Raw genomic sequence first — 23,232 nt, 5'->3', positions numbered from 1 at the left:
GAAGAGATGGGAAAATTATTTACTAGAGATACACAAGCAATTTTTTGGAATAACAACAAAACTGCTATCCAGAGAATGCTTGACTATGATTACACAATCAAAAGAGAAACACCATCTGTTGCGGCAATAGTCGCACCTACAAGTTCAAACAAATTTGAAAAGTTTTTTTGGGGTGCAGATGAGATTATGGTGCCTATTTACAAAAGTACAGCAGAGGCAAAAGCTGCGCAGCCACAGGCTGATGTACTTTTAAATTTTGCATCATTCAGAACGGCATATGATGTGACAATGGAAGCATTAAATCTTGGCGGATTTAAAACAATCATGATCACAGCTGAGGGAATTCCGGAAAGACTGGCTCGCGGAATGAACGCATATGCAAGAGAGTTAAATGTTACTGTAATCGGTCCGGCAACTGTTGGTGCTATAGTTCCGGGTGCATTTAAAATTGCCAATATCGGTGGTACTATCGAAAATATTATCAACTCAAAACTTCACCGTGCAGGTTCATGTGGACTTGTTACACGCTCTGGTGGACTTTTTAACGAACTTTCAAATATTATTGCAATTAATGCTGACGGTATTGCAGAGGGTGTTGCTATCGGTGGTGACAGATTTGTCGGTTCGGTATTTATTGACAACCTGTTACGTATGGAAAAAAATCCGGATGTAAAATATATGATTTTACTTGGTGAAGTCGGTGGTACTGAAGAGTATAAGGTAATCGAAGCGGTAAAATCCGGTAAAATTACAAAACCAATCATCGCATGGTGTATAGGTACAATCGCTAAATATTATGATTCCGGTGTTCAATTCGGACATGCAGGTGCTTCTGCAAATGCTGAGCGTGAAACTGCCGAAGCTAAAAACAAAGCGATGGCTGAAGCAGGCATACATGTACCGGCTACATTTAACGATTTACCGGCAACGATAATGGAAGTTTATGATGATTTAAAAACAAAAGGAATTATAGGAGAGATTGAAGAGCCTGAAATCAATGTTATTCCTAAAATGCGCCGTTCTAAAAACTTTATCTGTACTATTTCTGATGACAGAGGGGAAGAGGCTACATATGCAGGCTTCCCTATTTCATCTGTTGCAACTCCAGATACAGGTAAAGGTATCGGTGATGTTATTTCACTTCTATGGTTTAAAAAACAGTATCCAAAATGGGCTACAGATTTTATAGAAACTGTTATTAAAACAGTAGCAGACCATGGTCCTGCGGTTTCTGGTGCGCATAATGCAAAAGTAACAGCACGTGCAGGCAAATCAGTTGTTGAATCACTTGTAACAGGTTTATTGACAATTGGTCCGAGATTTGGTGGTGCAATTGACGGTGCGGCTAAATATTTTAAATATGCTGATGACAACAATCTTTCTCCAAAAGAGTTTTTAGCATATATGAAAAGTGAAGGTGTGCCAATTCCAGGTATCGGTCACCGTATTAAATCTCTTAAAAATCCGGATCTTCGTGTAACCGGTCTTATGAATTACGCAGCAGAACATTTTCCAAGTACTCCATTGCTTGATTATGCAAAAACTGTTGAAGCCTTGACAACAAGTAAAAAAGAAAATCTTATCTTAAATGTTGATGGTACTATAGGTATTTTGATGGTTGATATGTGGAGAGCACTGGGATACTCTGAAGAAGAAATTAATGAATTTATCGAATCAGGTACTCTCAATTCATTCTTTATTGTTGGTCGTTCAATAGGTTTCATCGGGCATGTTCTTGATGAAAAACGTCTTGCTATGCCAATGTACAGACATCCGATGGATGATATTCTATACGATGTAAAAAAAGCAGAAAAAATTTAATTATTGTTTTAAGACAAAGAGTGCATCTCTTTGTCTGACTTTCTTTCCTTCTCCTCTTCTTAAAAATTGCAATTATTTTGATATACTCTAAGTATGAAAAAAGCATTTACACTTTTAGAACTTGTTTTTGTTGTAGTAATGATTGGTATACTAGCAGCAGTCATAATTCCAAAAACAAGATCCAATCCTTTACAGGAAGCTGCAATACAGTTGGTTTCTCATATAAGGTATACACAACACTTGGCAACTATCGGTGATAAGTTTGATCGGAATGAACCATATTGGTTTCGGCAAAAATGGCAATTGGCATTTTCTACGGCTGCCGGAACAAACTCCTACATGATATTTTCGGATTCTCCTGCTACAGTCGGTGGAGCCTATGATGGAAATCCTGGTGCAAATAGTACATATACGGATGTAGAAGTTGCAGGCAATCCTCTCAAAAAAAATAAATATCTAATTGGTGTGCCTTTTGGTTCTTTTGACAATTCTGCAACAAAAAAACTTTCAAATGAATTAAATATCGGTAAAAAATATGCTGTTAAAAATATTACTGTCAGCGGTGGCAGTACAGGGTCAAGTGCAAGAAGAATTTTATTTGATCATATGGGAAGACCCTATAGAGGAAATACAAGTTCAACTTCAGCAGCTGCTTTAAATTCTGCTGGAGATAGAATTACAACTTCAGCAGTTTATATAAAACTGTGTACAGACATTTGTATTAATCCAAAAAAAAGTGCCAACAATAAGAATGAGATAGTAATTAAAATAGAACCGGAAACAGGATATGCACATATCTTGTAGATATACAGTGAAAAAATATTGATTAAAATCAGTTTCAAAAACTTTTTCAAAAACCCACCAAACATTAAGCGCTTTCTAAGCAAGACTCTCCTATAATTCCCATCCACAAACAGAGAGACCTTGTTTAAAAGGCCTAAAGAGACTTCGAGTTGAAGCCGCTGAATATGTTTGAGATCATTGAAAACTAAGCAAGTAAGAGACTTTTTGACTTTAGAGTTAAAGAGATAAATTACTTAGAAATAACTAATAAACAACAACCGTCTATTCTATTTTGAAATCCATACAGGTTTACCTGAATGGTTCCCTTAATAGTAATAGATAACTATACAGTCTAGTAATAAAACCTTAAGCAGTTTTATTAAGACTTAAAATAACAAAGCCAATGATTTAATAATCTTGGGCAAAAGATCAGTAATAAGTTTACTTATCTTTTCATAAAAGTTAATAGTAAAGTAGAGTTCAATAAGCAAAAGACAAGAAGCAGCAGTGCTTCGAGCCTCGCGCTGAGCGAAACCAAGCGTTAGCGTAGGTGACGGAATTACTTCCGACACCGACCAATTATGGAGAGTTTGATCCTGGCTCAGAATGAACGCTGGCGGCGTGCTTAACACATGCAAGTCGAACGGTAACAGATAGTAGCTTGCTACTATGCTGACGAGTGGCGCACGGGTGAGTAATATATAGATAATGTGCCCCTTGGACCGGGATAGCCATTGGAAACGATGATTAATACCGGATACTCCTTCTGCTCATAAGAGTAGTCGGGAAATGGATTCCGCCAAGGGATCGGTCTATATCCCATCAGTTAGTTGGTAGTGTAAGAGACTACCAAGACGATGACGGGTAGCGGGTTTGAGAGGATGATCCGCCACACTGGTACTGAGACACGGACCAGACTCCTACGGGAGGCAGCAGTGAGGAATATTGCACAATGGGGGAAACCCTGATGCAGCAACGCCGCGTGGAGGATGACGCATTTCGGTGTGTAAACTCCTTTTATATGTCAAGAAAATGACGGTAGCATATGAATAAGCACCGGCTAACTCCGTGCCAGCAGCCGCGGTAATACGGAGGGTGCAAGCGTTATTCGGAATCACTGGGCGTAAAGGACGCGTAGGCGGGTTGGCAAGTCAGATGTGAAATCCTACAGCTTAACTGTAGAACTGCATTTGAAACTGCCGACCTAGAGTATGGGAGGGGGAGATGGAATTAGTGGTGTAGGGGTAAAATCCGTAGATATCACTAGGAATACCGAAAGCGAAGGCGATCTCCTGGAACATAACTGACGCTAAGGCGTGAAAGCGTGGGGAGCAAACAGGATTAGATACCCTGGTAGTCCACGCCCTAAACGATGTTCACTAGTCGTCGCTCTGCTAGTCAGGGCGGTGATGCACTTAACAGATTAAGTGAACCGCCTGGGGAGTACGGTCGCAAGATTAAAACTCAAAGGAATAGACGGGGACCCGCACAAGTGGTGGAGCATGTGGTTTAATTCGAAGATACGCGAAGAACCTTACCTAGCCTTGACATTGAGAGAACCTGCCAGAGATGGCGGGGTGCCCTTCGGGGAGCTCGAAAACAGGTGCTGCACGGCTGTCGTCAGCTCGTGTCGTGAGATGTTGGGTTAAGTCCCGCAACGAGCGCAACCCTCGTCCTTAGTTGCTAGCAGGTTAAGCTGAGCACTCTAAGGAGACTGCCTTCGTAAGGAGGAGGAAGGTGAGGACGACGTCAAGTCATCATGGCCCTTATGGCTAGGGCTACACACGTGCTACAATGGGGCGTACAGAGTGTTGCGATACCGCGAGGTGGAGCTAATCACTTAAAGCGTCTCTCAGTTCGGATTGGAGTCTGCAACTCGACTCCATGAAGCTGGAATCACTAGTAATCGTAGATCAGCAATGCTACGGTGAATACGTTCCCGGGTCTTGTACTCACCGCCCGTCACACCATGGGAGTTGATTTCACCCGAAATCGGGAAGCCAACCTTCGGGGGGCTACCGCTTACGGTGGAATTAGCGACTGGGGTGAAGTCGTAACAAGGTAACCGTAGGAGAACCTGCGGTTGGATCACCTCCTTTCTAGAGTAAAGAGCAATCATTCGTTTGATTGGCTCAACACAAGAAAATCTCACAAGAGACATTAGTTATTTCAAGTAATCTTACTTGCTTAGTTTTCAGTGATCTGTGTTCATTTGAATTACGATTATGTCAAAGGTGTAACCTTGAGAGGGCTTTGCTTTCTGAGGGATTTTAGCTTTAGTCAAGAAAGGTTCTTTGCTGAAGGCGGAGCGTACAAATGTACGTGACAACTGAAGTAAAGGTTCTGACGCAGAATAAAGTTAAAAGCACCAGAAAGGGCCTATAGCTCAGCTGGTTAGAGTGCACCCCTGATAAGGGTGAGGTCGGAGGTTCAAGTCCTCCTAGGCCCACCATTACTAAAAGTAAAAATTTAATTTAAGTTCTAAGTGTTTAGAATTTAAATTAGACTTTTATTTATATTAGTCTTGTTCATTAAATTACAATTGTTAAAGTCAACAACTATAATAAAGAGATTTATTATAAATTAAATAACTACAATAACAGATCATTCATCTTGTTTAGTGTATTAGTACATTAAATAAGGTAGTGAACGCAACATAGAATAATTAGTTAGTTGGAGATTAGAGAACTTTTTTATGAAAAAGCCGAAAGCTTTTTTGTACTTTAGTGACCTAGTGTCTAACGTAGTAATCTGGACTTTGTTCAGATTGCGTGCTAATAACATAAAAAGATATTAAGGGCCATAGGTGGATGCCTTGGCTAGTAGAGGCGATGAAAGACGTACTAGGCTGCGAAAAGTCTCGGGGAGCTGCCAAGAAGCTTTGATCCGGGAATTTCTGAATGGGGCGACCCAACGTGGTGCGAATCACGTTACCACCTTCGGGTGGGGCGAACCTAGGGAAGTGAAACATCTCAGTACCTAGAGGAAGAGAAATCAAACGAGATTCCGAGAGTAGCGGCGAGCGAAATTGGAATAGGGCGCATACATTTAGCACATTTGTTAGCAGAACATTCTGGAAAGGATGAGCATAGAGGGTGATACTCCCGTAAGCGAAAACATATGTGTGGAACTAAGGTATGGAACGAGTAGGTCGGGACACGTGTTATCTTGACTGAATATGGGGGGACCACCCTCCAACCCTAAATACTACTACTAGACCGATAGCGAACAAGTACCGTGAGGGAAAGGTGAAAAGGACCGCGGTGAGCGGAGTGAAATAGAACCTGAAACCTATGGCTTACAATCATTCGGAGCACTATTAAATAAGTGTGACGGACTGCCTTTTGCATAATGAGCCTGCGAGTTGTGGTATCTGGCAAGGTTAATCGAACGAGAAGCCGTAGCGAAAGCGAGTCTTAATAGGGCGACATAGTCAGATGCTGCAGACCCGAAACTGAGTGATCTATCCATGAGCAGGTTGAAGCTGGTGTAAGAGCCAGTGGAGGACCGAACCCGTAGAAGTTGAAAATTCTTGGGATGACTTGTGGATAGGGGTGAAAGGCCAATCAAACTCAGTGATAGCTGGTTCTCTCCGAAATATATTTAGGTATAGCCTCGAGCATTAGCGTATAGGGGTAGAGCACTGACAGGGCTAGGGCTGCTTACCGCGGTACCAAACCCTATCAAACTCCGAATACTATACGTGTAACCTCGGGAGTCAGGCGTAGGGTGATAAAATCCTATGTCGAGAGGGGAACAACCCAGACTAACAGCTAAGGTCCCAAAGTTTTATCTAAGTGGAAAAGGATGTGGAGTTGCTGTGACAACCAGGAGGTTGGCTTAGAAGCAGCCATCCTTTAAAGAAAGCGTAACAGCTCACTGGTCTAGCGATTCTGCGCCGAAAATATAACGGGGCTAAGATAAACACCGAAGCTTTAGATTTACAGTTTACTGTAAGTGGTAGGAGAGCGTTCCATTCAGCGCTGAAGGTATACCGGTAAGGAGTACTGGAGCGGATGGAAGTGAGCATGCAGGCATGAGTAGCGAGAAAAGAAGTGAGAATCTTCTTCGCCGTAAACCCAAGGTTTCCTACGCGATGCTCGTCATCGTAGGGTTAGTCGGGACCTAAGTCGAGTCCGAAAGGGGTAGACGATGGCAAATCGGTTAATATTCCGATACCGACATTACATCGTTTGAGTGATGGGGGGACGCATAGAGTTAAAGGGGGTCACTGATGGAAATTGTGGCTCGAAGGACGTAGGTCGACACATAGGCAAATCCGTGTGTCAAGCGACCGAGATCTGACAGGCTGGTCAATCTTTCGGAGAGCGACCAGAACCCTTGATACTGTCGTGCCGAGAAAAGCCTCTAAACGAGATGTAATGTTGCCCGTACCGTAAACCGACACAGGTGGGTGAGATGAGTATTCTAAGGCGCGTGGATGAACCCTTGTTAAGGAACTCTGCAAACTAGCACCGTATCTTCGGTATAAGGTGTGCCTGTAGTGTTAGAGAACTTGCTTCTCAAAGCACTTATAGGTCGCAGCAAAGAGTCCCTCCCGACTGTTTACCAAAAACACAGCACTCTGCTAACACGTAAGTGGATGTATAGGGTGTGACGCCTGCCCGGTGCTCGAAGGTTAAAAGGATTGCTTAGCATTAGCGAAGGCATGAATTGAAGCCCGAGTAAACGGCGGCCGTAACTATAACGGTCCTAAGGTAGCGAAATTCCTTGTCGGTTAAATACCGACCTGCATGAATGGCGTAACGAGATGGGAGCTGTCTCAACAAGGGATCCAGTGAAATTGTAGTGGAGGTGAAAATTCCTCCTACCCGCGGAAAGACGGAAAGACCCCGTGCACCTTTACTATAGCTTGACACTGCTATTGGGATATTCATGTGCAGGATAGGTGGGAGCCGTTGAACCTGGGACGCCAGTTCCAGGGGAGGCATCCTTGAGATACCACCCTTGAATATTCTGATAGCTAACTCCGTACGGTTATCCCGTGCGAGGACAATGTCTGGTGGGTAGTTTGACTGGGGCGGTCGCCTCCTAAAAAGTAACGGAGGCTTACAAAGTTCGGCTCAGAAGGGTTGGAAATCCTTCGTAGAGTATAATGGCATAAGCCGGACTGACTGTGAGACATACAAGTCGAGCAGAGTCGAAAGACGGTCATAGTGATCCGGTGGTTCTGTGTGGAAGGGCCATCGCTCAAAGGATAAAAGGTACGCCGGGGATAACAGGCTGATCTCCCCCAAGAGCTCACATCGACGGGGAGGTTTGGCACCTCGATGTCGGCTCATCGCATCCTGGGGCTGGAGCAGGTCCCAAGGGTATGGCTGTTCGCCATTTAAAGCGGTACGCGAGCTGGGTTCAGAACGTCGTGAGACAGTTCGGTCCCTATCTTCCGTGGGCGTAGGAACGTTGAGGAGAGCTGACCCTAGTACGAGAGGACCGGGTTGGACGTGCCACTGGTGCACCAGTTGTCCTGCCAAGGGCATAGCTGGGTAGCTACGCACGGATGAGATAACCGCTGAAAGCATCTAAGCGGGAAGCCAACTCCAAGATGAACGTTCCCTGAAGTACGCTTGAAGACTACAAGCTTGATAGGCTGGATGTGTACGCACAGTAATGTGTTTAGCTGACCAGTACTAATAGTACGTTTGTCTTTTTACCAAGTTCTTAAGTGAACACAATTGCTTCACTACCTTATTTAGTGTATATATTTGTTAGTCCGTAAAAGGAACTTGTCCCTTTTACTCGCTTGCGCCGCTGAGGCGACTAAAGCTAGCTTCTTACGAAGCAGATTAATAAACACATTAAATAAGAGAAAGATTTGTCAGGTTATTTAATTTAACTGTTGTTGATTTTACCAATTTTAACTTAATGAGTTTTTACTCATTACTCACTCAACTGATCCTTATGAGATTAGATATAAATACATGTAACTCATGTCTTTATATCTGATCTTGTCTAGGTGGCTATAGAGAGAGGGAAACGCCTGGCCCCCATTCCGAACCCAGAAGCTAAGCCTCTCATCGCTGATAATACTGCAGGTTTCACTTGTGGGAATGTAGGTCGCTGCCTAGTTGATCAGATTTTTTATTCACACCCCAACTATTTTACAATCATTAACACTCTTTACATGTAACCACTAACCTTATCCATAGTATTATTTCTATATAATTATAAAAAAATGGAAAGAGAATGTTATTAGAAAACGAATGGAAAAATTTTCTCAATGATGAAATTTATAAAGAATATTTTATCAAACTTTTGAAAAAAGTATCTTTGGAATATAAATCAAAAACTGTGTTTCCCAATTCTGAAAATATATTTAGAGCCTTTAATTTAGTAAACCCTTCTGAAGTAAAAGTTGTAATTATAGGACAAGACCCTTATCATGGTCTCAATCAGGCTACCGGACTTGCATTTTCTGTTTGTCCAAAATGTAATATTCCACCTTCATTAAAAAATATATACAAAGAGTTAGTCGATGATATAGGTTGTAAATATCCGAAAAACGGGGATTTGACACAATGGGCAAAAGAGGGAGTTTTGTTGATAAATGCTGTTTTAACTGTTGAACAGGGGAAGGCAAACTCCCATAAAGATTTTGGCTGGCAAAAGTTTACTGATGCCGTTATTAAAAAACTCTCTGATGAAAAAGAACATTTGGTCTTTATATTATGGGGCGGCCCGTCACAAAAAAAAGAGTTTCTAATTGATACAACAAAACATTGTATTATTAAATCTCCTCATCCTTCTCCGCTCTCGGCATACAGAGGTTTTTTTCATTCAAAGCCTTTTTCCAGAGCAAATGAGTATTTGATCAAACATAAGAAAAAGCCTGTTGCATGGTGTCTCAGTGTAGAACAAACTCTGCTATGACAGGCAGATGATCTGAATAGCCTTTGCCTTTATGACGTCTTAATCTGCTCCTTGTTGTTTGCCATCTGTAAATTGCTTTTCCTTTAAACAAATAGGGCTTTTCAAAAGCAGCAATACTGTGTGGTTTATAATCAATGCCTTTTTTATCAAGAAGTGCAGCTGTGACTAAGATACTGTCCATTGCTTCTTTTTTACCTCTATAGATATAGCTGTATCTTTTTTCTAATTCAGTGTCATACCATAAGTTGTAAAAATCATAAGGTGCCAGATGTATATTTTGTGATGAATTCTGATACTTGATAGTACCCAGTATATGATTGATACCTGTTATTCCATCTGTGTCATTATGTTTTCTTTTTCTTTTAAAAATTTCATACTCTTCATAATCAGAATTAAAATCACCAAGTGCGATGATATTTTTGTTTTTTCCCAGTTCCTCAATTCTTTTTCTGAGTTTTTTTGCAGAGACGATACGCATACTTTCCGGACCTGCTTTTGATTTCCAATGATTAATTAGAATATACAAATCTTCATTGTTTATTTTGAATTTCACTTCTAAAATATTTCTATATCTATGGGAAGAGGTGACAGCAATTTCATGTGTATATACAAATGGAATTTTACTCAAAATGGCTACTTTGATTGTTGTAGATTTTAAGTTGGCAATTTTATAGTACTGGTAATAAACGCCTTCTCTTTTTAGAGTATATCGTAGATCTTTGAGTGCCTGAAGAGATTCTATCTCTTGGAGTCCAATGATATCTGGGTTGATATCTTTGATGACCTTTGCAATATTTTTAAGTTTTTTCCTATAGTTTTTATCATTCCAGTTTGATTTTGCATAAGGAATATATTCTTTATACTCATGTCCGTTTCGTTGCAAATCAAAAAGATTTTCAACATTATATGTTGCAATTTTCAAAGTTGTTTCTCCATACATTAATGAGATGAGCAGAGCTAAAAGAAAGAATACTCTCACTCTACTATACCGTTGAGTCTTAACAGCTGCGTTGTATCGGCATCTCTACCCATCAGTTCATGAAAAAGTTCTTGCATACTTTGCGAACCGCCACGGTGTAAAATGATATTTTGATATTTTTTTGCTGTAGGGGAATTAAAAATATTTTCATCTACTACGGTGTAAAAAGTATCTGCGCTCAGAACTTCGGCCCATTTGTAGCTGTAGTATCCTGCAGCATATCCACCTGAAAATATATGGGAAAATCCGTTTTGGAACTTATTGTATTTTGGTGGTTTTATCAGTGCAGTTTTTTCCCGTATGGTGTCAAGCAGATTTTGTACTTCATCTCCCTGATACACTTTAGTATGCAGTTTAAAATCAAAGAGTGAAAATTCCAATTGTCTCAGCATTCCCATTGCAGATAAAAAGTTTTTACTTTTTACCAGCTTATCTATCATTTCATCTGAAATAGTTTCATTTGTTTCATAGTGTTTTGCAAACATTTTGAGAACCTGAGGCTCATAGGCAAAATTTTCCAAAAACTGAGAAGGAAATTCAACAGCATCCCATTCTACTCCATTGACACCGCTTACTTCATTTTCATTTACTTCACTCAGGATATGATGCAAAGTATGCCCTGTTTCATGAAAAAGAGTGACAACATCATCATGTCGAAGCAGTGAAGGATTTGTATCATTTGATGGAGGAAAACTGCATACTATAAAGGCTGAGGCCAGCGGTTTTTTGCCTGCTTCATCTGTGCAGTGTGTTTGCCAGTTATGCATCCATGCTCCGCCCCGTTTTGATTCTCTTGCTTCTAAATCAAGATAAATACGGGCTTTGAGGATGTCGTTTTCATACACATCATAGGCATAGGCTTTTTCATGCCACAATTTCTCTTTTACCTGTTTACATGTAACATTAAAAAGTTTGTCTAAAAAAGTAAACATCCCTGCAATAACATTTTTTTGTTCAAAATAAGGGCGATACTCCTCTTCATCGATGTCGTATTGCTCTTTTTTTAATATTTCTGCATAGTAAGAAGTATCATGACTCTCAAGTTTGTGTGGCGCGATATTTTGCAGTTCCTGCAGTTCATTTTTTGCCTGGGGAATTGAATTTTCAAGTAAATTTTCTAAAAATCCTAAAACACTTTTTGTATCTTCGGCCATTTTTGTAGCAAGAGAAAGTTCTGCATAGTTTTTGAACCCTAAAAGCTGACTCATCTCCTGTCGCAGTGCCAACAGTTCATCAATTATTTTTGCATTCTGTGGTGCGCGTGAAACATAGGCACGGTAGAGTTCTTCCCGAATTGCTCTGTTCTTTCCATAGGTCATATAGGCTATGTACGATGGCATTTGCAGTGTCAATTTGTATTTTATAACGCCATTGTCTTCAAATTTGGCATTTTCTATTTCACTTTTTGGCAAACCTTCTATATCGGATTCATCAGTAATTATATATTCGTAGGCATTTGTTGCATCAAGCAGATTTTGAGAAAAGTTATTGGAAAGTTCACTCTTTTTTAAGTTTATTTCCTGAAGCCTCTGTTTTGTTTTTTTATCCAGATGGGCACCGCTTAATTCAAAATGTAAAATATTTAATGCTAAAACTCTTTTTTGTTCACTGTTGAGGGATGTCTGTTCCTTTTGCATTATTTCTTTATAGGCATTGTATATTTCAATGTTTTGTGAAAGCTGTGTCGAGTACTCTGTAACAAGAGGAAGGGCTTCTGTATAAACCTTTTGTGTTTTCTCGGAGTTGTTTACAGCATTGAGATGAGAGAGTGGTGTAAAAAACTGTTCCAAATACTCATCCATCATCTCTAGTGGTTTGACAAAGTTTGCATAGGTTTTTTCTTTCTGTGCAAGTAAGGTTTCTATCTTTTTGTTATTTTTATTGAGATGTTTTTTCAGTTCTTCTATGAAAGTATCTAGGTCACAATCAAATTGTAAAAATTTTGTCATATATGTTTTCCTTTAGTCCTCAGTGTCTTTTTTCTGTCGCAGGGCACCGTATTTGTTTATGAGAATATTATCATACTTATTTGCATCTTTGATTAACTTTTCTATTGCAGTTTTTCCTTCTTCTTTTGTTAAGGAAGAGTCTACAACCAGATAGGAAAGATACACGCTGTTTTCATTGATAGAAAACTGTAAATAGGAGAGTTTGTTGTTCTCCTGGAGCAAAAAATCATACATCTTTTCAATGTTTTCTTTGGGAATACCGCAAAGTTTGGCATCTCCTATAATAATGCCGTTTTCATAATAGTTAATATTGATTCTTGCAGTTCCCTTGTCTATTCTCCAGGATGACTGGCTTCTTCTTGCCAGGGTTACATTGATGCCCAGGGACTCCAGTATATCTTCTATGAGTTTTGTCGGTCCTATAGGTGTATAGCCTTTTCGTCTGAGTCTGGCTATTTCAAGTTCTACTCCACATTTTGGGCAGTAGTCATTTTTTATATCTTTTTCTTGAATAAGATTTTTGCACGAAGGGCATTTGATGACATTTTCTACTCCGAGTTGTTTAAAAGCGGTGAGTGCATCTTGAAGATAGTGCACAGGGAGTGCAAAACCCAAATTATTTGCATTTTGAATAATGAAAGTATTGACTCCTGTAACTTCTCCTTTGTCATTTAACAGAGGACCTCCGCTGTTTCCGGGGTTGATGGCAGCATCAATCTGAATATATTCAAGGTCTCCCATAAGTCTGGCTGCGCGGGAAACTATTCCCTCTGTCGCTGTATAGTTTAGACCGTAAGGGTGTCCGATAGCTATGGTGGTATCACCGTTTTCCACATTGCTTTTGGCAAGTTTGAGCGGATTTTTGGGTTGCTTGAATTCATATTTTATAAATGCCAAATCATAATAGGGGTCATCATAAATAACTTTTGCAATACTTCGCTCAAAGTGCTCTGCTTTGATTACAACTTCTCTCAGCCCCGAGCATACATGCGAATTTGTAATTATAAGATTATCTATAATAAAACCTGTTCCACTGCCATAGGGCGTCATTATCTGTATAATATTTTCAATGTAGGTTTCTAAAAGAGTTTGCGTATTCATTTGTTATGCCTCATGAAAATCCAGATTTTTTAATGCACTGAAGTAACTGTTTGAAAAATCATTGAGTGAACTGAAATCAAGTTCATCACCAAAAGCGCTCAGCAGTTTATACTGATGTTTGTATCTGGCAACTGTTTCGTCAATTTGAGCAATTATCTCACTTTCTAAAAACCGGTTCTTTTGCGTATCATAATATCCTTTACATCCCAGCGCATTCATATACTCAGCATAAATGACACAAATATAAATATGGAGTAATTTTCTGGCCGCAGGATTTAATCCGTAGTTATACAGAGCATACAAGGCTATATAACTGTAAATGGTCGGTATGATTTGAGGATGACGGTTGTTCTTGTACCATCTGAGTTTTATAAGTGATTCTTCTATGAAGTCAACAAACTCATCATAAGAACTTTTTTCAATTTGGCTGAATGTGTATTTGGCTTCATAAAAGTTTTGACTGAATTCATCAAAATCAAGCTTTTCAAGACTTAAAATATATTTTGCAAGCTCCGCATTTTTTACTTCAGGCAGTGCATCTTCCTCTGCAAAATAATTTTGAAGTTTTTTTGTCATTTTTTGATAAATTTTAGATTTTGGTACCAAAAGATAGTCAATTTTAAATAAAAAGTTTAGATAGAGAAATGCCTGCATACCTATACTGTCCTCTGCAGGCAATGTCTGTATTTTTGCATGAAGCTCTTCTATCCAAATATGTAGATACTTATACTTTACATGTAACTCGGCAGCGTCAAGTTTTTGAATATGACCGATGTCCTCTAACTCTTTTTGTTCGAATTCACTGAGCATGTGTTCTTTGTCATAGTCTGCATTGAGTGCCAATTCTCTTAAAGGATAAAAAGCTTTCTTGGGGGTCATAGTAATATTGTCAAGATTGAGTTTTAATTTAATATAGTCGCCGTCACTGCAGTAATTTACATAGGTAAACTGGTAATTTCTTTCAAGTGCGTAGCGTTTGAGAGCAACATTTGCATTTTTTGCTTTGACCATAGTCACTTCGGCGTAGAGTTTTTTGTTTGTTGTGAAGCCGTTGATCTTTGCACTGCCTTGATATATGATAAATTTCAAAGACTCTTTTTCCCGGGTGAGTATAATATTTTGATTGGGGAGGCCGTTTTTGTAATTCATTAAAGAGTTGAAAAAGAATGTATAGGCATTTAAAATTTCTTTTTTTTCAAAGGCTTCATAGGCTTTGTTAAAGAGTTCTTCTTCATTTTCTGCAACATCTGCATGAATACCTCTTCCAAAGCTTTTTGAACAATAAGACTTTGGCCGGAAAAAGTGAAACCAACTCATACATTTCCTTTTATTTTAATACCAAATAGATAAGTATAAAGTTTATAACTGTCATTATAGTAAAAGCCCTCTTATAAAAGAGTAAGGGTGATTTTTCAATGAGTGGTGCATTTTTAATAAAGTAGGGTTTTACCTTCTGCGGATGTGTAAGTTCATATTTCATTTCAGAGTAATGCTCATACCTTTGGTCTTTTTGAAGTGCAATAGCACGCATGATAACACTGTCAAGCCAATCAGGTATATTTGAATTGTAATAACTCGGTTTTTTGGCTTCTTTGAATGTCGGGTTTTGAAAGGGTTCTATCTCGCCGTAAGGGTACTTTCCCGTAAGACTTAAATAGAGTGTCACACCAATGGCAAATATTTCGCTTGTTTCACTTATAGACTCGCCTTGAAATCGTTCAGGTGCTAAAAAACTCGGTGTACCAGCGCGGGACTCTTCTGAAAATATCTCTGTAATACTGCCAAAATCAATAACCTTGTATTCTGTATTATCATCGTCAATTTTGGCAATCATGATATTGTTTGGCTTGATATCACCGTGTACAAGATCATATTTAAGCAAAAACTGAGACATGTTTAAAAGCGTCTGCGCAAGTTCTACAGCATCATCTATCGTTACATGTAAGTGTGATGCCAGGTAATTATTTAAATCTTCTCCATCAAAGAGTTGCATAACATAGTATCGGGCGCTTCTGTTTTTTGGAATGACAGCCTTTGGGAAAAACTTTGCTTTGAGACGTTTGGCATTCCATGCCTCTTTGACAAACAGATCTAAGATCTGATTATCTTCTTTTGATTCAATTGGTGCAAACTTCATAACATATTGCTTTGTTTTTTTACTTACAAGCCAGGTTCTTTCATTTTGTATGAGAGATTTTTCAAGTGTATAGCCGTCTATGGTTTGCCCTGCTTTGAGTAATCGTGGAATATCCAGTTTTTGCTGTTTGAGTATCTCTATTTCATCAGCATTGAGTATTTCCAATACAACTGCTGTTGTATCATCGGGAAGATGGTCTTTTGTACGTTTACTTGCTTGCTTGACAAGAGCAATAGCTCCTTTTGAAATATTGTCTTTTATTTCACTTTGGGAAAGTACATTGTACAAACCGTCGCTGCAAAGAAGAATTTTGTCATTTTTCTGAATAATATTTTCAAAATAGTAGGGTTCCACATCCTCACTGATACCAATAGCCTGGGTCAGAACATTTTCGTATCCTTCTTCTTGCATGGCATGGTCAGATGAAAGCTGTGTCAGCGAAGCGTCTCTGAGGAGATAGACTCTGCTGTCTCCGACATTTACACCGTATAAACGGTTTCCTTCTATAACAACGAGAGCCAGGGTTGTGATAAGTTCACTGCGTTCATAATTGAGTTGTGATTCTTTATAAAGAATTGTATTTATGGAATTGATAAACGTTTTTATAGATTTTTCGATGGACCATGACTTTGGCCGAATCTTAAAGTTGTTTATAAGATAGGAAGTCACTCTTTTTGCTGCCTCGGCACCTTCTTCGGCACTCCCGACACCATCACAGACTATAGCAACACTCAGGTTGCCGATAGTTGCCATATCATAAAAATCATCTCCTGTCAGTTCTTTGGTCTTTGCAAGTGAGAACCCGGAAGTTTTAATATTACTTTTTGCCATATTGCCCCTTTACATGTAAAGTAGATTATAGCAAAACGGCATTTATTTTAAAGAGTTTTTATGCCTGGTTTTTTCTATGTGTGTAATATAAAGCCATACCTGTACAAATCGCTCCGCCAACAATATTTCCCAAAGTTACCGGAATTTCATTCCACAACCACCACTGTGACACACTTACATTTGCACCAAGCATTATACCCGCAGGAATAACAAACATATTTACAACGGCGTGTTCAAAGCCCTGTCCAAAGAAAGTAAGAATTGGGAGCCACATAGCTGCAATTTTCCCTATTGTTGTTGTAGCTGTCAATGCCATAACGACACCCAGAGATACCATCCAGTTACAAAAAACAGCTTTTAAAAAGACGGTATAAATACCGTCTGCACCTATTTTTTCATATCCGATTGTTTTTGCTTCTGCAATATGCTTGATCATGTCTATGACAGGAGATGATTCCACATGTCCGAATTTTGTAGCAACCAGAGTGTAAAGAGCTGCAAAAAGCAGGCTGCCCAGCAGATTTCCGGTAAAGACCCAGAACCAGTTTACAGAGAGTTTTGCAAACCCAATTTTTCTGTCAAACAAAGAGGTTGTCAGCAGTGCAAAACTTCCGGTGACAAGCTCCAGTCCCAGCAAAACAATCATAACAAAACCGACAGGGAAAATAAGTGCTCCGACAATAGGCAGATGTGTCTGTGTGGAAGCAACAATGGCCAGGGTTGTAGCAACTCCAAGAAGGGCACCCGCAAGGGAACCGCGTATCAATAAATCTTTTACACCCAATCCTGATTTGTATACTCCGGCTGTTACCATTCCATCTACAACTACCTCTGGTTTTACATAACTCATATGAATTCCTTTTAATTTTATTTAATAAGTATAGCTCAAATCTGTATATTTAATAGGTTTAAAATGATTAATTTTTAATCATTGTCAGCCAAACTGATCAATGGAAGCAATTCCGAAAAGACAACGGCTCTTTTTGCTTCAACATCAAGCATCTTAAAGACGAGTTCATTGATATTTTTATCGATATCGAAAACTATCTTATTGAGAGGTATCAGTTTTTCTCTTGGATTTTCATTTGTAAATCTGTTGTATGCCGTATACGGTTCTTGTTTGGAAAGGGCAAAATAGAGTTTACGGCCAAGTTCAAAAAGTTCAAACTCTTCAATATGTCCTGTTTTCGGAATTTTATTGATGTTTAAATCAATATCAATGTTTTTTAATCGTAAATAAGCCTGGAGCTGCATATAAAAACCGATATATGCATGAGAATACTGTGCTAAAATTCTGTCATGAAATGCTTCAAATGATTCGCTTTTTAAACGCAGTTTTTTATATTCCGACACGAGTGTCTCAACAAAATATTTAGAAAATTTCAGTGGAGCAGATTTGATAACGGTATACCCGTTTTTCCCTTCACTCACGATTTTCCCGCCTATGGTTATGTGGACACCATCTTCAGTTTGTCCGTTTACTTTTGCCTTGCAGCCTTCAAAACCGATGTCTCCTATTTCATGTGTTCCGCAGCCTTTGACGCAGGCTGACCAGTACATGCGTACTCTCCCTGATTCAAGAGGAACGGCTTTGCTTAAATATGCAGCCATTTCTATAGCATCCTCTTTGTTCTCAATAACGCCAAATGCACAGTGTTTGGTTCCTGCACAGGCGACAAGGTTGTTAAAGTAAGGCGTGTTTATATTTTTATATTTTGTAAAAAAGGGATCTTCTAAAAGGGTAGCCGTGTTTTTGACACCTAAAATGTAGATATTTTGTTCAACACTGAATCTGATTTCGTTATTGCCGTGATTTTGGCTTAACTCGGATACTTTTATAAGATCACTTCCTGTAAATATTCCCGAAGGCACAATAATCTGTACTCCAAATGAACCGTCTCGAAGTTGGATTTTTCCGTGTTCTGAATCTACTGGATCTATCTGTGTCATTGTATCACCGGCGGTGGCAAAATTTACGCCTGCAACATCACGAATCGCTGCAGAAATTTCAGCCATACCGACAGCCTCAATGAGAAAGTGCAGTCTGTTTTTGTTTCTGTTGTCACGGAAACCGTACTTTTGAAAGATTGCTATAAGTGCACCGTAGGCCTGTAAAACCTCTTCTTCGTTTGCCAAAAATATGTCTGCATTTTTTGCAATCATACCGACTCTGCCGCCAAGAAACATATTGTAACCGTATACTCCGTCTTTTTGTGCAAGCACGAGAGAACAGTCATGTCCAAAAACATTACATCTGTTTGCGAGAGATCCTGAAATTCCAGTATTGAATTTTCTCGGCAGTGTTGAAATCCAATCCGGATTTTTTAAGAATGTTTTTTCGATTTTTTTGAGTAAATCATACGAAGGAAGCACATTGTCAAAACCCTCTTTATCAAATGGGTCTGTAACGATATTTCTAAAGTTGTCCACACCTGTCTGATAGGAAGTGAGTCCGACTTCTTCAAGCCCGTTTAAAATTGCAGGCATATCTTCGATATTTAAAAAACGAAGTTCAATTTGTGCTCTGGTTGTGATATCAATATAGTCTTGACCGAAATTTTTTGCAATTTCTCCGATTTTTTTTGCCTGAATTGCGTTGAGGTGTCCCCCTGCAACTCTGACTCTCATCATAAACTGCTTTGGCGTGAGACCGTCTTTGTCAAAGATTCCAAAACATTTCAGAAAATATTTCTTGTCTTCATCAGGAATTGCATCATACCCTTCTCGTGCATACTCTGCTATTTTTTCAAAAGCCTCCATAGGATTTTTAAGGCTTTTGACTGTTTCGATTTTATTGACTTTTTTACTTCTCGCTTCATATGCTTTTTCTAATACTTGTAATTGCAAAATATTCTCCATTATCTTATTTATATTCTTCCGCCGGCTGCAACGCCCCAGGTTGTTCTCCATCGTGTTTTTACCAAACTTATCCCCATGATAGCTACAAGTACAACACCGGCAAATATCATAAAACCTGCCGAATAACCGTCAAAGGCACCTTTTGACCATCCAAGCGTTTTAATAAGTGCTGTACCCCCGAGTCCGCCGGCTGCACCGATAATTCCTGTCATGATTCCAATATCTTTGCCAAATCGCTGAGGTACAAGTTGAAAAACTGCCCCGTTTGCCATGCCAAGGTTTGCCATTATTGCAAAGAGTACTGCAATTGCCAGCCAAAACGGCAGAGTGACAGTTGCATTTACAATTGCCAATGCGGCGACAATACCAAAAAAGATATAAAGTGATTTGACACCACCCATTTTATCTGCAACAGCACCACCGACAGGTCTTAAGACTGCACCGGCAAAAATTGTCAGCGCTCCAAAATAACCGGCAATGACTTTAACATTGGGTTCATTAAATACACTGAGTCCAAAACTGCTCATATCGGCTTGATAAGTATTCATAAGATAAACTTTCATATATCCCGCAAATCCGACAAATCCTCCAAAGCTTACTGCATAGAAAAGGTTAAACCACCATGTGTCTCTGTCACGTAAGAGTTTGGCATAATCTTTGAGTTTTTTAGGACGGGGCGTGTAAACCTCTTTAGGGGCATCTTTTGCCAAAAAGATGTATGTTGCAAAAATTAGGGTTGATAATGCTCCACCAACCAAAAAGACTGCCTGCCATCCCCAAAGTTCTGCTATCTTTGGAGCAAACATAAAGTCAATGACAACACCAATATTGCCGGCACCTGCAATTCCCAAAACGACTCCCTGCAGTTTTGGCGGATACCACTGTCCTGCCTGTGGCAATGCAACCGCAAAAGAAGCACCTGCAAATCCGAGACCGACAGCTACAATCAGGAGTTCATTATAGGTAATGGTCTCTCCTCTGAAGTAGGCGTAAAACAGCACAGATATAACAACTGCCTGGCTCATCAGCGCTGTTTTTTTCGCACCGAATTTATCAACGCCAAATCCAAGTACAATACGAAGCAGTGCTCCTGCCAAAATCGGAATAGAAAGCAGTGTGGCTTTTTGTGAGGCACTCATGATAAATCCGTGCATTGCCAATGATTCACTGATTTCTGTTGCCAATGGGCCTAGCATGGTCCAGACCATAAAGCTAAAATCAAAATAAAGAAAAGCTGCAAAAAGTGTTTTTGCGTCGCCTTGACCTTTGAGGGCTTTAAAACTTGCCATATTATATATTCTCCAATGCAATTTAATAGTGTAATTATAGTGAAAAATATTTCTAATTTAAAAATATTATTGGTTAAAAAATAATCAATTTGGAATTTTCAAAAGATTAGAAATTATACAATTTTCATATTAAAGAGTAATTTTCTTGATATATATCAATTTTCTCAATTCTCGTTTTTTATACAATTTGTGAAAATTTAAGGAGAGCATTATCATGACATTTACAAATTCGGCTGAATTGTTGTCTTTTCACTGGGTTGCTTACTCTATATATGCTGCAATGATTATTTCTGTTGTTGCATGGTTTGGGTATAACCTGACAAAAAAAGATGCCAAATCGGTGTTTCGTATTCCGTTTTACTGGTATATGGCATTTTTGGTTGCAGGCGGTGTGGGACACCATATTTTTACATACAATACAATACCTTGGGTGTCACAGGATATCGACAGGCACAATATAACACCGGATGTGAAGTATGAGTTTGAGATTAAAGATCATAAGTGGATAGGACTGCCAAAACAGATAGTGATACAGTGTGGGCAAACGGTTGAATTTGATGTGCACAGCAGAGACCTGGTGTATGGATTTGGACTCTTTCGTCAAGACGGTTCCATGGTGATGCAGATGCAGGTCAATCCCGGTACGGATGTCAACGGTATTTTGGATTCCAATGATATTTTATGGACATTTAATCATAACGGTGTTTTTGATTTAACATCCACGGAATATTCCGGACCCAGACAGTACAGCGAAGACGGGAAAGATTTAATGCTGGTAAAAGATTTCGTTAAAGTCGTAGGGTGTAAAGATAATGGAGGCATTCAATGAGTTATATAAATACATTAATAAACGGAACAAATTTTGACCATAAAGGCTTAAATGCTTTGCAAAAGGTAACACTCAGACCGGTTGTCATGGCATTTTTATTTTACGGACTGGTTGCCTTGGAGGGTATGATTATGCGAATGGTTGAGGTCGGACATGTGCCGCTCAATCCTCTGCCTGAGCAGTTTTTTCATCCGGAACATTTCTTTTCCATTATGACGGTACACCCGATTGTCGGTATATTTGGTTCAACCTATCAGCTGGTCTTTGGTGCCTTTACCTTTTTGGTGCCATATCTGACAAAAAAACCGCTCTACAGCGTAAAACTTGCCAACTGGACCTGGATATTGATTACTTTAGGGACTGCTTTGGCATGGATAGCCGCATTTGTATGGCAGTATGCGCCGTTATATACATTATACTGGCCGCTTCCTGCGGATACACACCAGTTTAATGTTATTGGTGGTATTATGTTTATCCTTGGTGTCGCTTTGATCATGGTCGGTACTTTGGGGTTTATTTACAATATTTATGCGACAATTTTTGCGCGTGTGGGGATTCATAAAAACAAAACAACAAAAGAGCTGCTTATCTCCGGTTTTGGTATAGACGGATTTTTAAATCTGATCAACAAGCTGCGAGGCAAACAGCCCTATACAAAAGAGCCGGCTTTGGCGCTGCCTGTTGTGGCAATCTTCCGTGGTACGGTAGATACCTTCTTAGATGCACTGGTGATTTTGGGTGCAGGTATTTTGATTTTGGTTTATCTTCTTTTTGATGCAAGCGGACATGCTCTTGATGTCACGGCGATTGATGCCCTTTTATACAAGAACTTTTTTTGGTGGGGGCTTGATTTGGTTGCGGACGGACTTGTACTGATTTATGTGGCCGGTTCATGGTATTTGCTTGCTACTTTAATTACAGGACAAAAGCTTTTTATGGAAAATGTTGCCCGTGCGGCGTTAATGCTTGAGCTTTTGGTTTCCTGGATGGTCTGGTCGCATCACCTCCTTGGTGATCAGGGACAACCTGAAATGATGAAACTTATCTCGGGTGAGATGGTGACTGCTTTTGAACTGCTTACGCAAGGCTTGGCACTCTTTATTACCCTTGTGACGCTTTGGAAGGCCCGACCTCTGAAAATGACTATGGAGTTAAAATATCTGCTTGGAGGACTTGTAGGTTTTGGTTTGGCCGTTCCTGCTGCAATTATCCAGGCAGATATGGGGATGAACAGAGTACTGCACAATACGCAGTGGATTATCGGTGCGCATGTGCATATTGCTTTGATTGTCGGATTGTATATGACACTCTATTCGGCTCTGTATGTTTTATGGCCATTGGTGACAAACAACACGAAACTTTATTCACACAAGTTGGCAAATACACATTTTTGGCTGCATCTTATAGGCGGTATCGGTATGGGCGCATTTATGGGAATGGCAGGACTTGACGGGATGCTCCGTCGTCATCTTTATGTGGACGGGCAGTTTAACCCAGACATGATATTTGCCGCTCTTTTTGGAACGATGCTGCTTGTTGCCTGGGCAGTATTCTTATACAATATTATTATGAGTGTAGGAATCAAAGGACTGATTGGCATATTTTTGCCTGCAAAAGATGCAACGGCTTCTTATGGGATAGAAGAAGAGCTGGAACCGGCAGATGACCCGGCATTTGTGCAGTAAAAGTCTCATACTTTTGAGGAACCCGGATTTTAACCTGGGCTGAAATGGCTGGAATATTTAAATACTAAATAGTAGGAA

General features: G+C 39.6%; 13 protein-coding genes, 1 tRNA gene and 3 rRNA genes. 9 read left to right on the top strand and 8 right to left on the bottom strand.

All coding sequences use genetic code 11. The annotated features are described in order from the left end of the window. Positions 1-6: 6 nt before the first annotated feature. The 7 genes from FJR45_RS09015 to FJR45_RS08985 all read left to right on the top strand — a co-directional run bounded on the left by FJR45_RS09015 (position 7) and on the right by FJR45_RS08985 (position 9,495). A complete protein-coding gene (locus FJR45_RS09015; protein WP_193150232.1) occupies positions 7-1,821 on the top strand; it encodes a citrate/2-methylcitrate synthase in 1,815 nt (604 codons plus the stop codon). A gap of 93 nt (positions 1,822-1,914) precedes the next feature. Next, complete coding sequence (locus FJR45_RS09010) at positions 1,915-2,625, top strand: pilus assembly FimT family protein (RefSeq protein WP_193150231.1); 711 nt, start codon at positions 1,915-1,917, stop codon at positions 2,623-2,625. Positions 2,626-3,182: 557 nt separating this feature from the next. Then, positions 3,183-4,703 (top strand): 16S ribosomal RNA (locus FJR45_RS09005). 276 nt (positions 4,704-4,979) lie between these two features. Beyond that, positions 4,980-5,056, top strand: a tRNA-Ile gene (locus tag FJR45_RS09000). Positions 5,057-5,387: 331 nt separating this feature from the next. Then, a 23S ribosomal RNA gene (locus FJR45_RS08995) occupies positions 5,388-8,280 on the top strand. 297 nt (positions 8,281-8,577) lie between these two features. Next, positions 8,578-8,694: ribosomal RNA gene (gene rrf, locus FJR45_RS08990) — 5S ribosomal RNA — on the top strand. Together the 16S, 23S and 5S rRNA genes with 1 tRNA gene alongside form the textbook arrangement of a ribosomal RNA operon. A 117-nt stretch (positions 8,695-8,811) precedes the next feature. Then, positions 8,812-9,495, top strand: coding sequence for a uracil-DNA glycosylase (locus tag FJR45_RS08985; protein ID WP_193150230.1), 684 nt, complete (start codon positions 8,812-8,814; stop codon positions 9,493-9,495). On the opposite strand, the gene FJR45_RS08980 is transcribed toward FJR45_RS08985, so the two are convergent. The 8 genes from FJR45_RS08980 to FJR45_RS08945 form a co-directional block, all read right to left on the bottom strand. Continuing rightward, positions 9,470-10,474 carry an endonuclease/exonuclease/phosphatase family protein gene (locus tag FJR45_RS08980; RefSeq protein WP_193150229.1) on the bottom strand — a complete coding sequence of 335 codons (1,005 nt, stop codon included), beginning with the start codon at positions 10,472-10,474 and terminating at the stop codon, positions 9,470-9,472. The two genes, FJR45_RS08985 and FJR45_RS08980, sit on opposite strands and share 26 nt — an antisense overlap. Then, positions 10,471-12,423: a M3 family metallopeptidase gene (locus FJR45_RS08975; RefSeq protein ID WP_193150228.1), complete on the bottom strand. Its 1,953-nt coding sequence runs from the start codon at positions 12,421-12,423 to the stop codon at positions 10,471-10,473. Before FJR45_RS08975 ends, FJR45_RS08980 begins: the two co-directional genes overlap by 4 nt. A 12-nt stretch (positions 12,424-12,435) precedes the next feature. Then, positions 12,436-13,524 carry a trypsin-like peptidase domain-containing protein gene (locus FJR45_RS08970; RefSeq protein WP_193150227.1) on the bottom strand — a complete coding sequence of 363 codons (1,089 nt, stop codon included), beginning with the start codon at positions 13,522-13,524 and terminating at the stop codon, positions 12,436-12,438. Positions 13,525-13,527: 3 nt separating this feature from the next. Further along, the gene (locus FJR45_RS08965; protein WP_193150226.1) at positions 13,528-14,841 is read right to left on the bottom strand and encodes a hypothetical protein; all 1,314 of its coding nucleotides are present in this window, start codon (positions 14,839-14,841) and stop codon (positions 13,528-13,530) included. A 10-nt stretch (positions 14,842-14,851) separates the two neighbouring features. Then, positions 14,852-16,492 (bottom strand): bifunctional protein-serine/threonine kinase/phosphatase, encoded by a 1,641-nt coding sequence (locus FJR45_RS08960; protein ID WP_193150225.1) that lies wholly within the window; start codon positions 16,490-16,492, stop codon positions 14,852-14,854. Positions 16,493-16,550: 58 nt separating this feature from the next. Next, positions 16,551-17,342 carry a formate/nitrite transporter family protein gene (locus FJR45_RS08955; RefSeq protein WP_193150224.1) on the bottom strand — a complete coding sequence of 264 codons (792 nt, stop codon included), beginning with the start codon at positions 17,340-17,342 and terminating at the stop codon, positions 16,551-16,553. A 74-nt stretch (positions 17,343-17,416) separates the two neighbouring features. Continuing rightward, positions 17,417-19,339, bottom strand: a complete 1,923-nt coding sequence (locus tag FJR45_RS08950) for a ferredoxin-like domain-containing protein (protein ID WP_193150223.1) — start codon at positions 19,337-19,339, stop codon at positions 17,417-17,419. A 20-nt stretch (positions 19,340-19,359) separates the two neighbouring features. Beyond that, the gene (locus FJR45_RS08945) at positions 19,360-20,640 is read right to left on the bottom strand and encodes an MFS transporter (protein ID WP_193150222.1); all 1,281 of its coding nucleotides are present in this window, start codon (positions 20,638-20,640) and stop codon (positions 19,360-19,362) included. 214 nt (positions 20,641-20,854) lie between these two features. Between FJR45_RS08945 and FJR45_RS08940 the strand changes: the two genes are divergently transcribed. Then, positions 20,855-21,469: a cupredoxin domain-containing protein gene (locus tag FJR45_RS08940; RefSeq protein WP_193150221.1), complete on the top strand. Its 615-nt coding sequence runs from the start codon at positions 20,855-20,857 to the stop codon at positions 21,467-21,469. Beyond that, positions 21,466-23,154: a cbb3-type cytochrome c oxidase subunit I gene (locus FJR45_RS08935; protein ID WP_193150220.1), complete on the top strand. Its 1,689-nt coding sequence runs from the start codon at positions 21,466-21,468 to the stop codon at positions 23,152-23,154. The genes FJR45_RS08940 and FJR45_RS08935 overlap by 4 nt, the downstream gene beginning before the upstream one ends. Positions 23,155-23,232 lie beyond the last annotated feature (78 nt).

It is taken from the genome of Sulfurimonas sediminis (assembly GCF_014905115.1).
GTDB lineage: Bacteria > Campylobacterota > Campylobacteria > Campylobacterales > Sulfurimonadaceae > Sulfurimonas > Sulfurimonas sediminis.
This window is presented reverse-complemented; position numbering and strand designations above follow the sequence as displayed.

Excerpts from the sequence above, each read along its gene's own strand:
- FJR45_RS09015 (WP_193150232.1), top strand. The coding sequence starts at position 7 with ATGGGAAAATTATTTACTAGAGATACACAAGCAATTTTTTGGAATAAC.
- FJR45_RS08965 (WP_193150226.1), bottom strand. The coding sequence starts at position 14,841 with ATGAGTTGGTTTCACTTTTTCCGGCCAAAGTCTTATTGTTCAAAAAGC.
- FJR45_RS08940 (WP_193150221.1), top strand. The coding sequence starts at position 20,855 with ATGACATTTACAAATTCGGCTGAATTGTTGTCTTTTCACTGGGTTGCT.
- FJR45_RS08955 (WP_193150224.1), bottom strand. The coding sequence starts at position 17,342 with ATGAGTTATGTAAAACCAGAGGTAGTTGTAGATGGAATGGTAACAGCC.
- FJR45_RS08945 (WP_193150222.1), bottom strand. The coding sequence starts at position 20,640 with ATGGCAAGTTTTAAAGCCCTCAAAGGTCAAGGCGACGCAAAAACACTT.
- FJR45_RS08935 (WP_193150220.1), top strand. The coding sequence starts at position 21,466 with ATGAGTTATATAAATACATTAATAAACGGAACAAATTTTGACCATAAA.
- FJR45_RS08985 (WP_193150230.1), top strand. The coding sequence starts at position 8,812 with ATGTTATTAGAAAACGAATGGAAAAATTTTCTCAATGATGAAATTTAT.
- FJR45_RS08960 (WP_193150225.1), bottom strand. The coding sequence starts at position 16,492 with ATGGCAAAAAGTAATATTAAAACTTCCGGGTTCTCACTTGCAAAGACC.
- FJR45_RS08970 (WP_193150227.1), bottom strand. The coding sequence starts at position 13,524 with ATGAATACGCAAACTCTTTTAGAAACCTACATTGAAAATATTATACAG.
- FJR45_RS08975 (WP_193150228.1), bottom strand. The coding sequence starts at position 12,423 with ATGACAAAATTTTTACAATTTGATTGTGACCTAGATACTTTCATAGAA.
- FJR45_RS09010 (WP_193150231.1), top strand. The coding sequence starts at position 1,915 with ATGAAAAAAGCATTTACACTTTTAGAACTTGTTTTTGTTGTAGTAATG.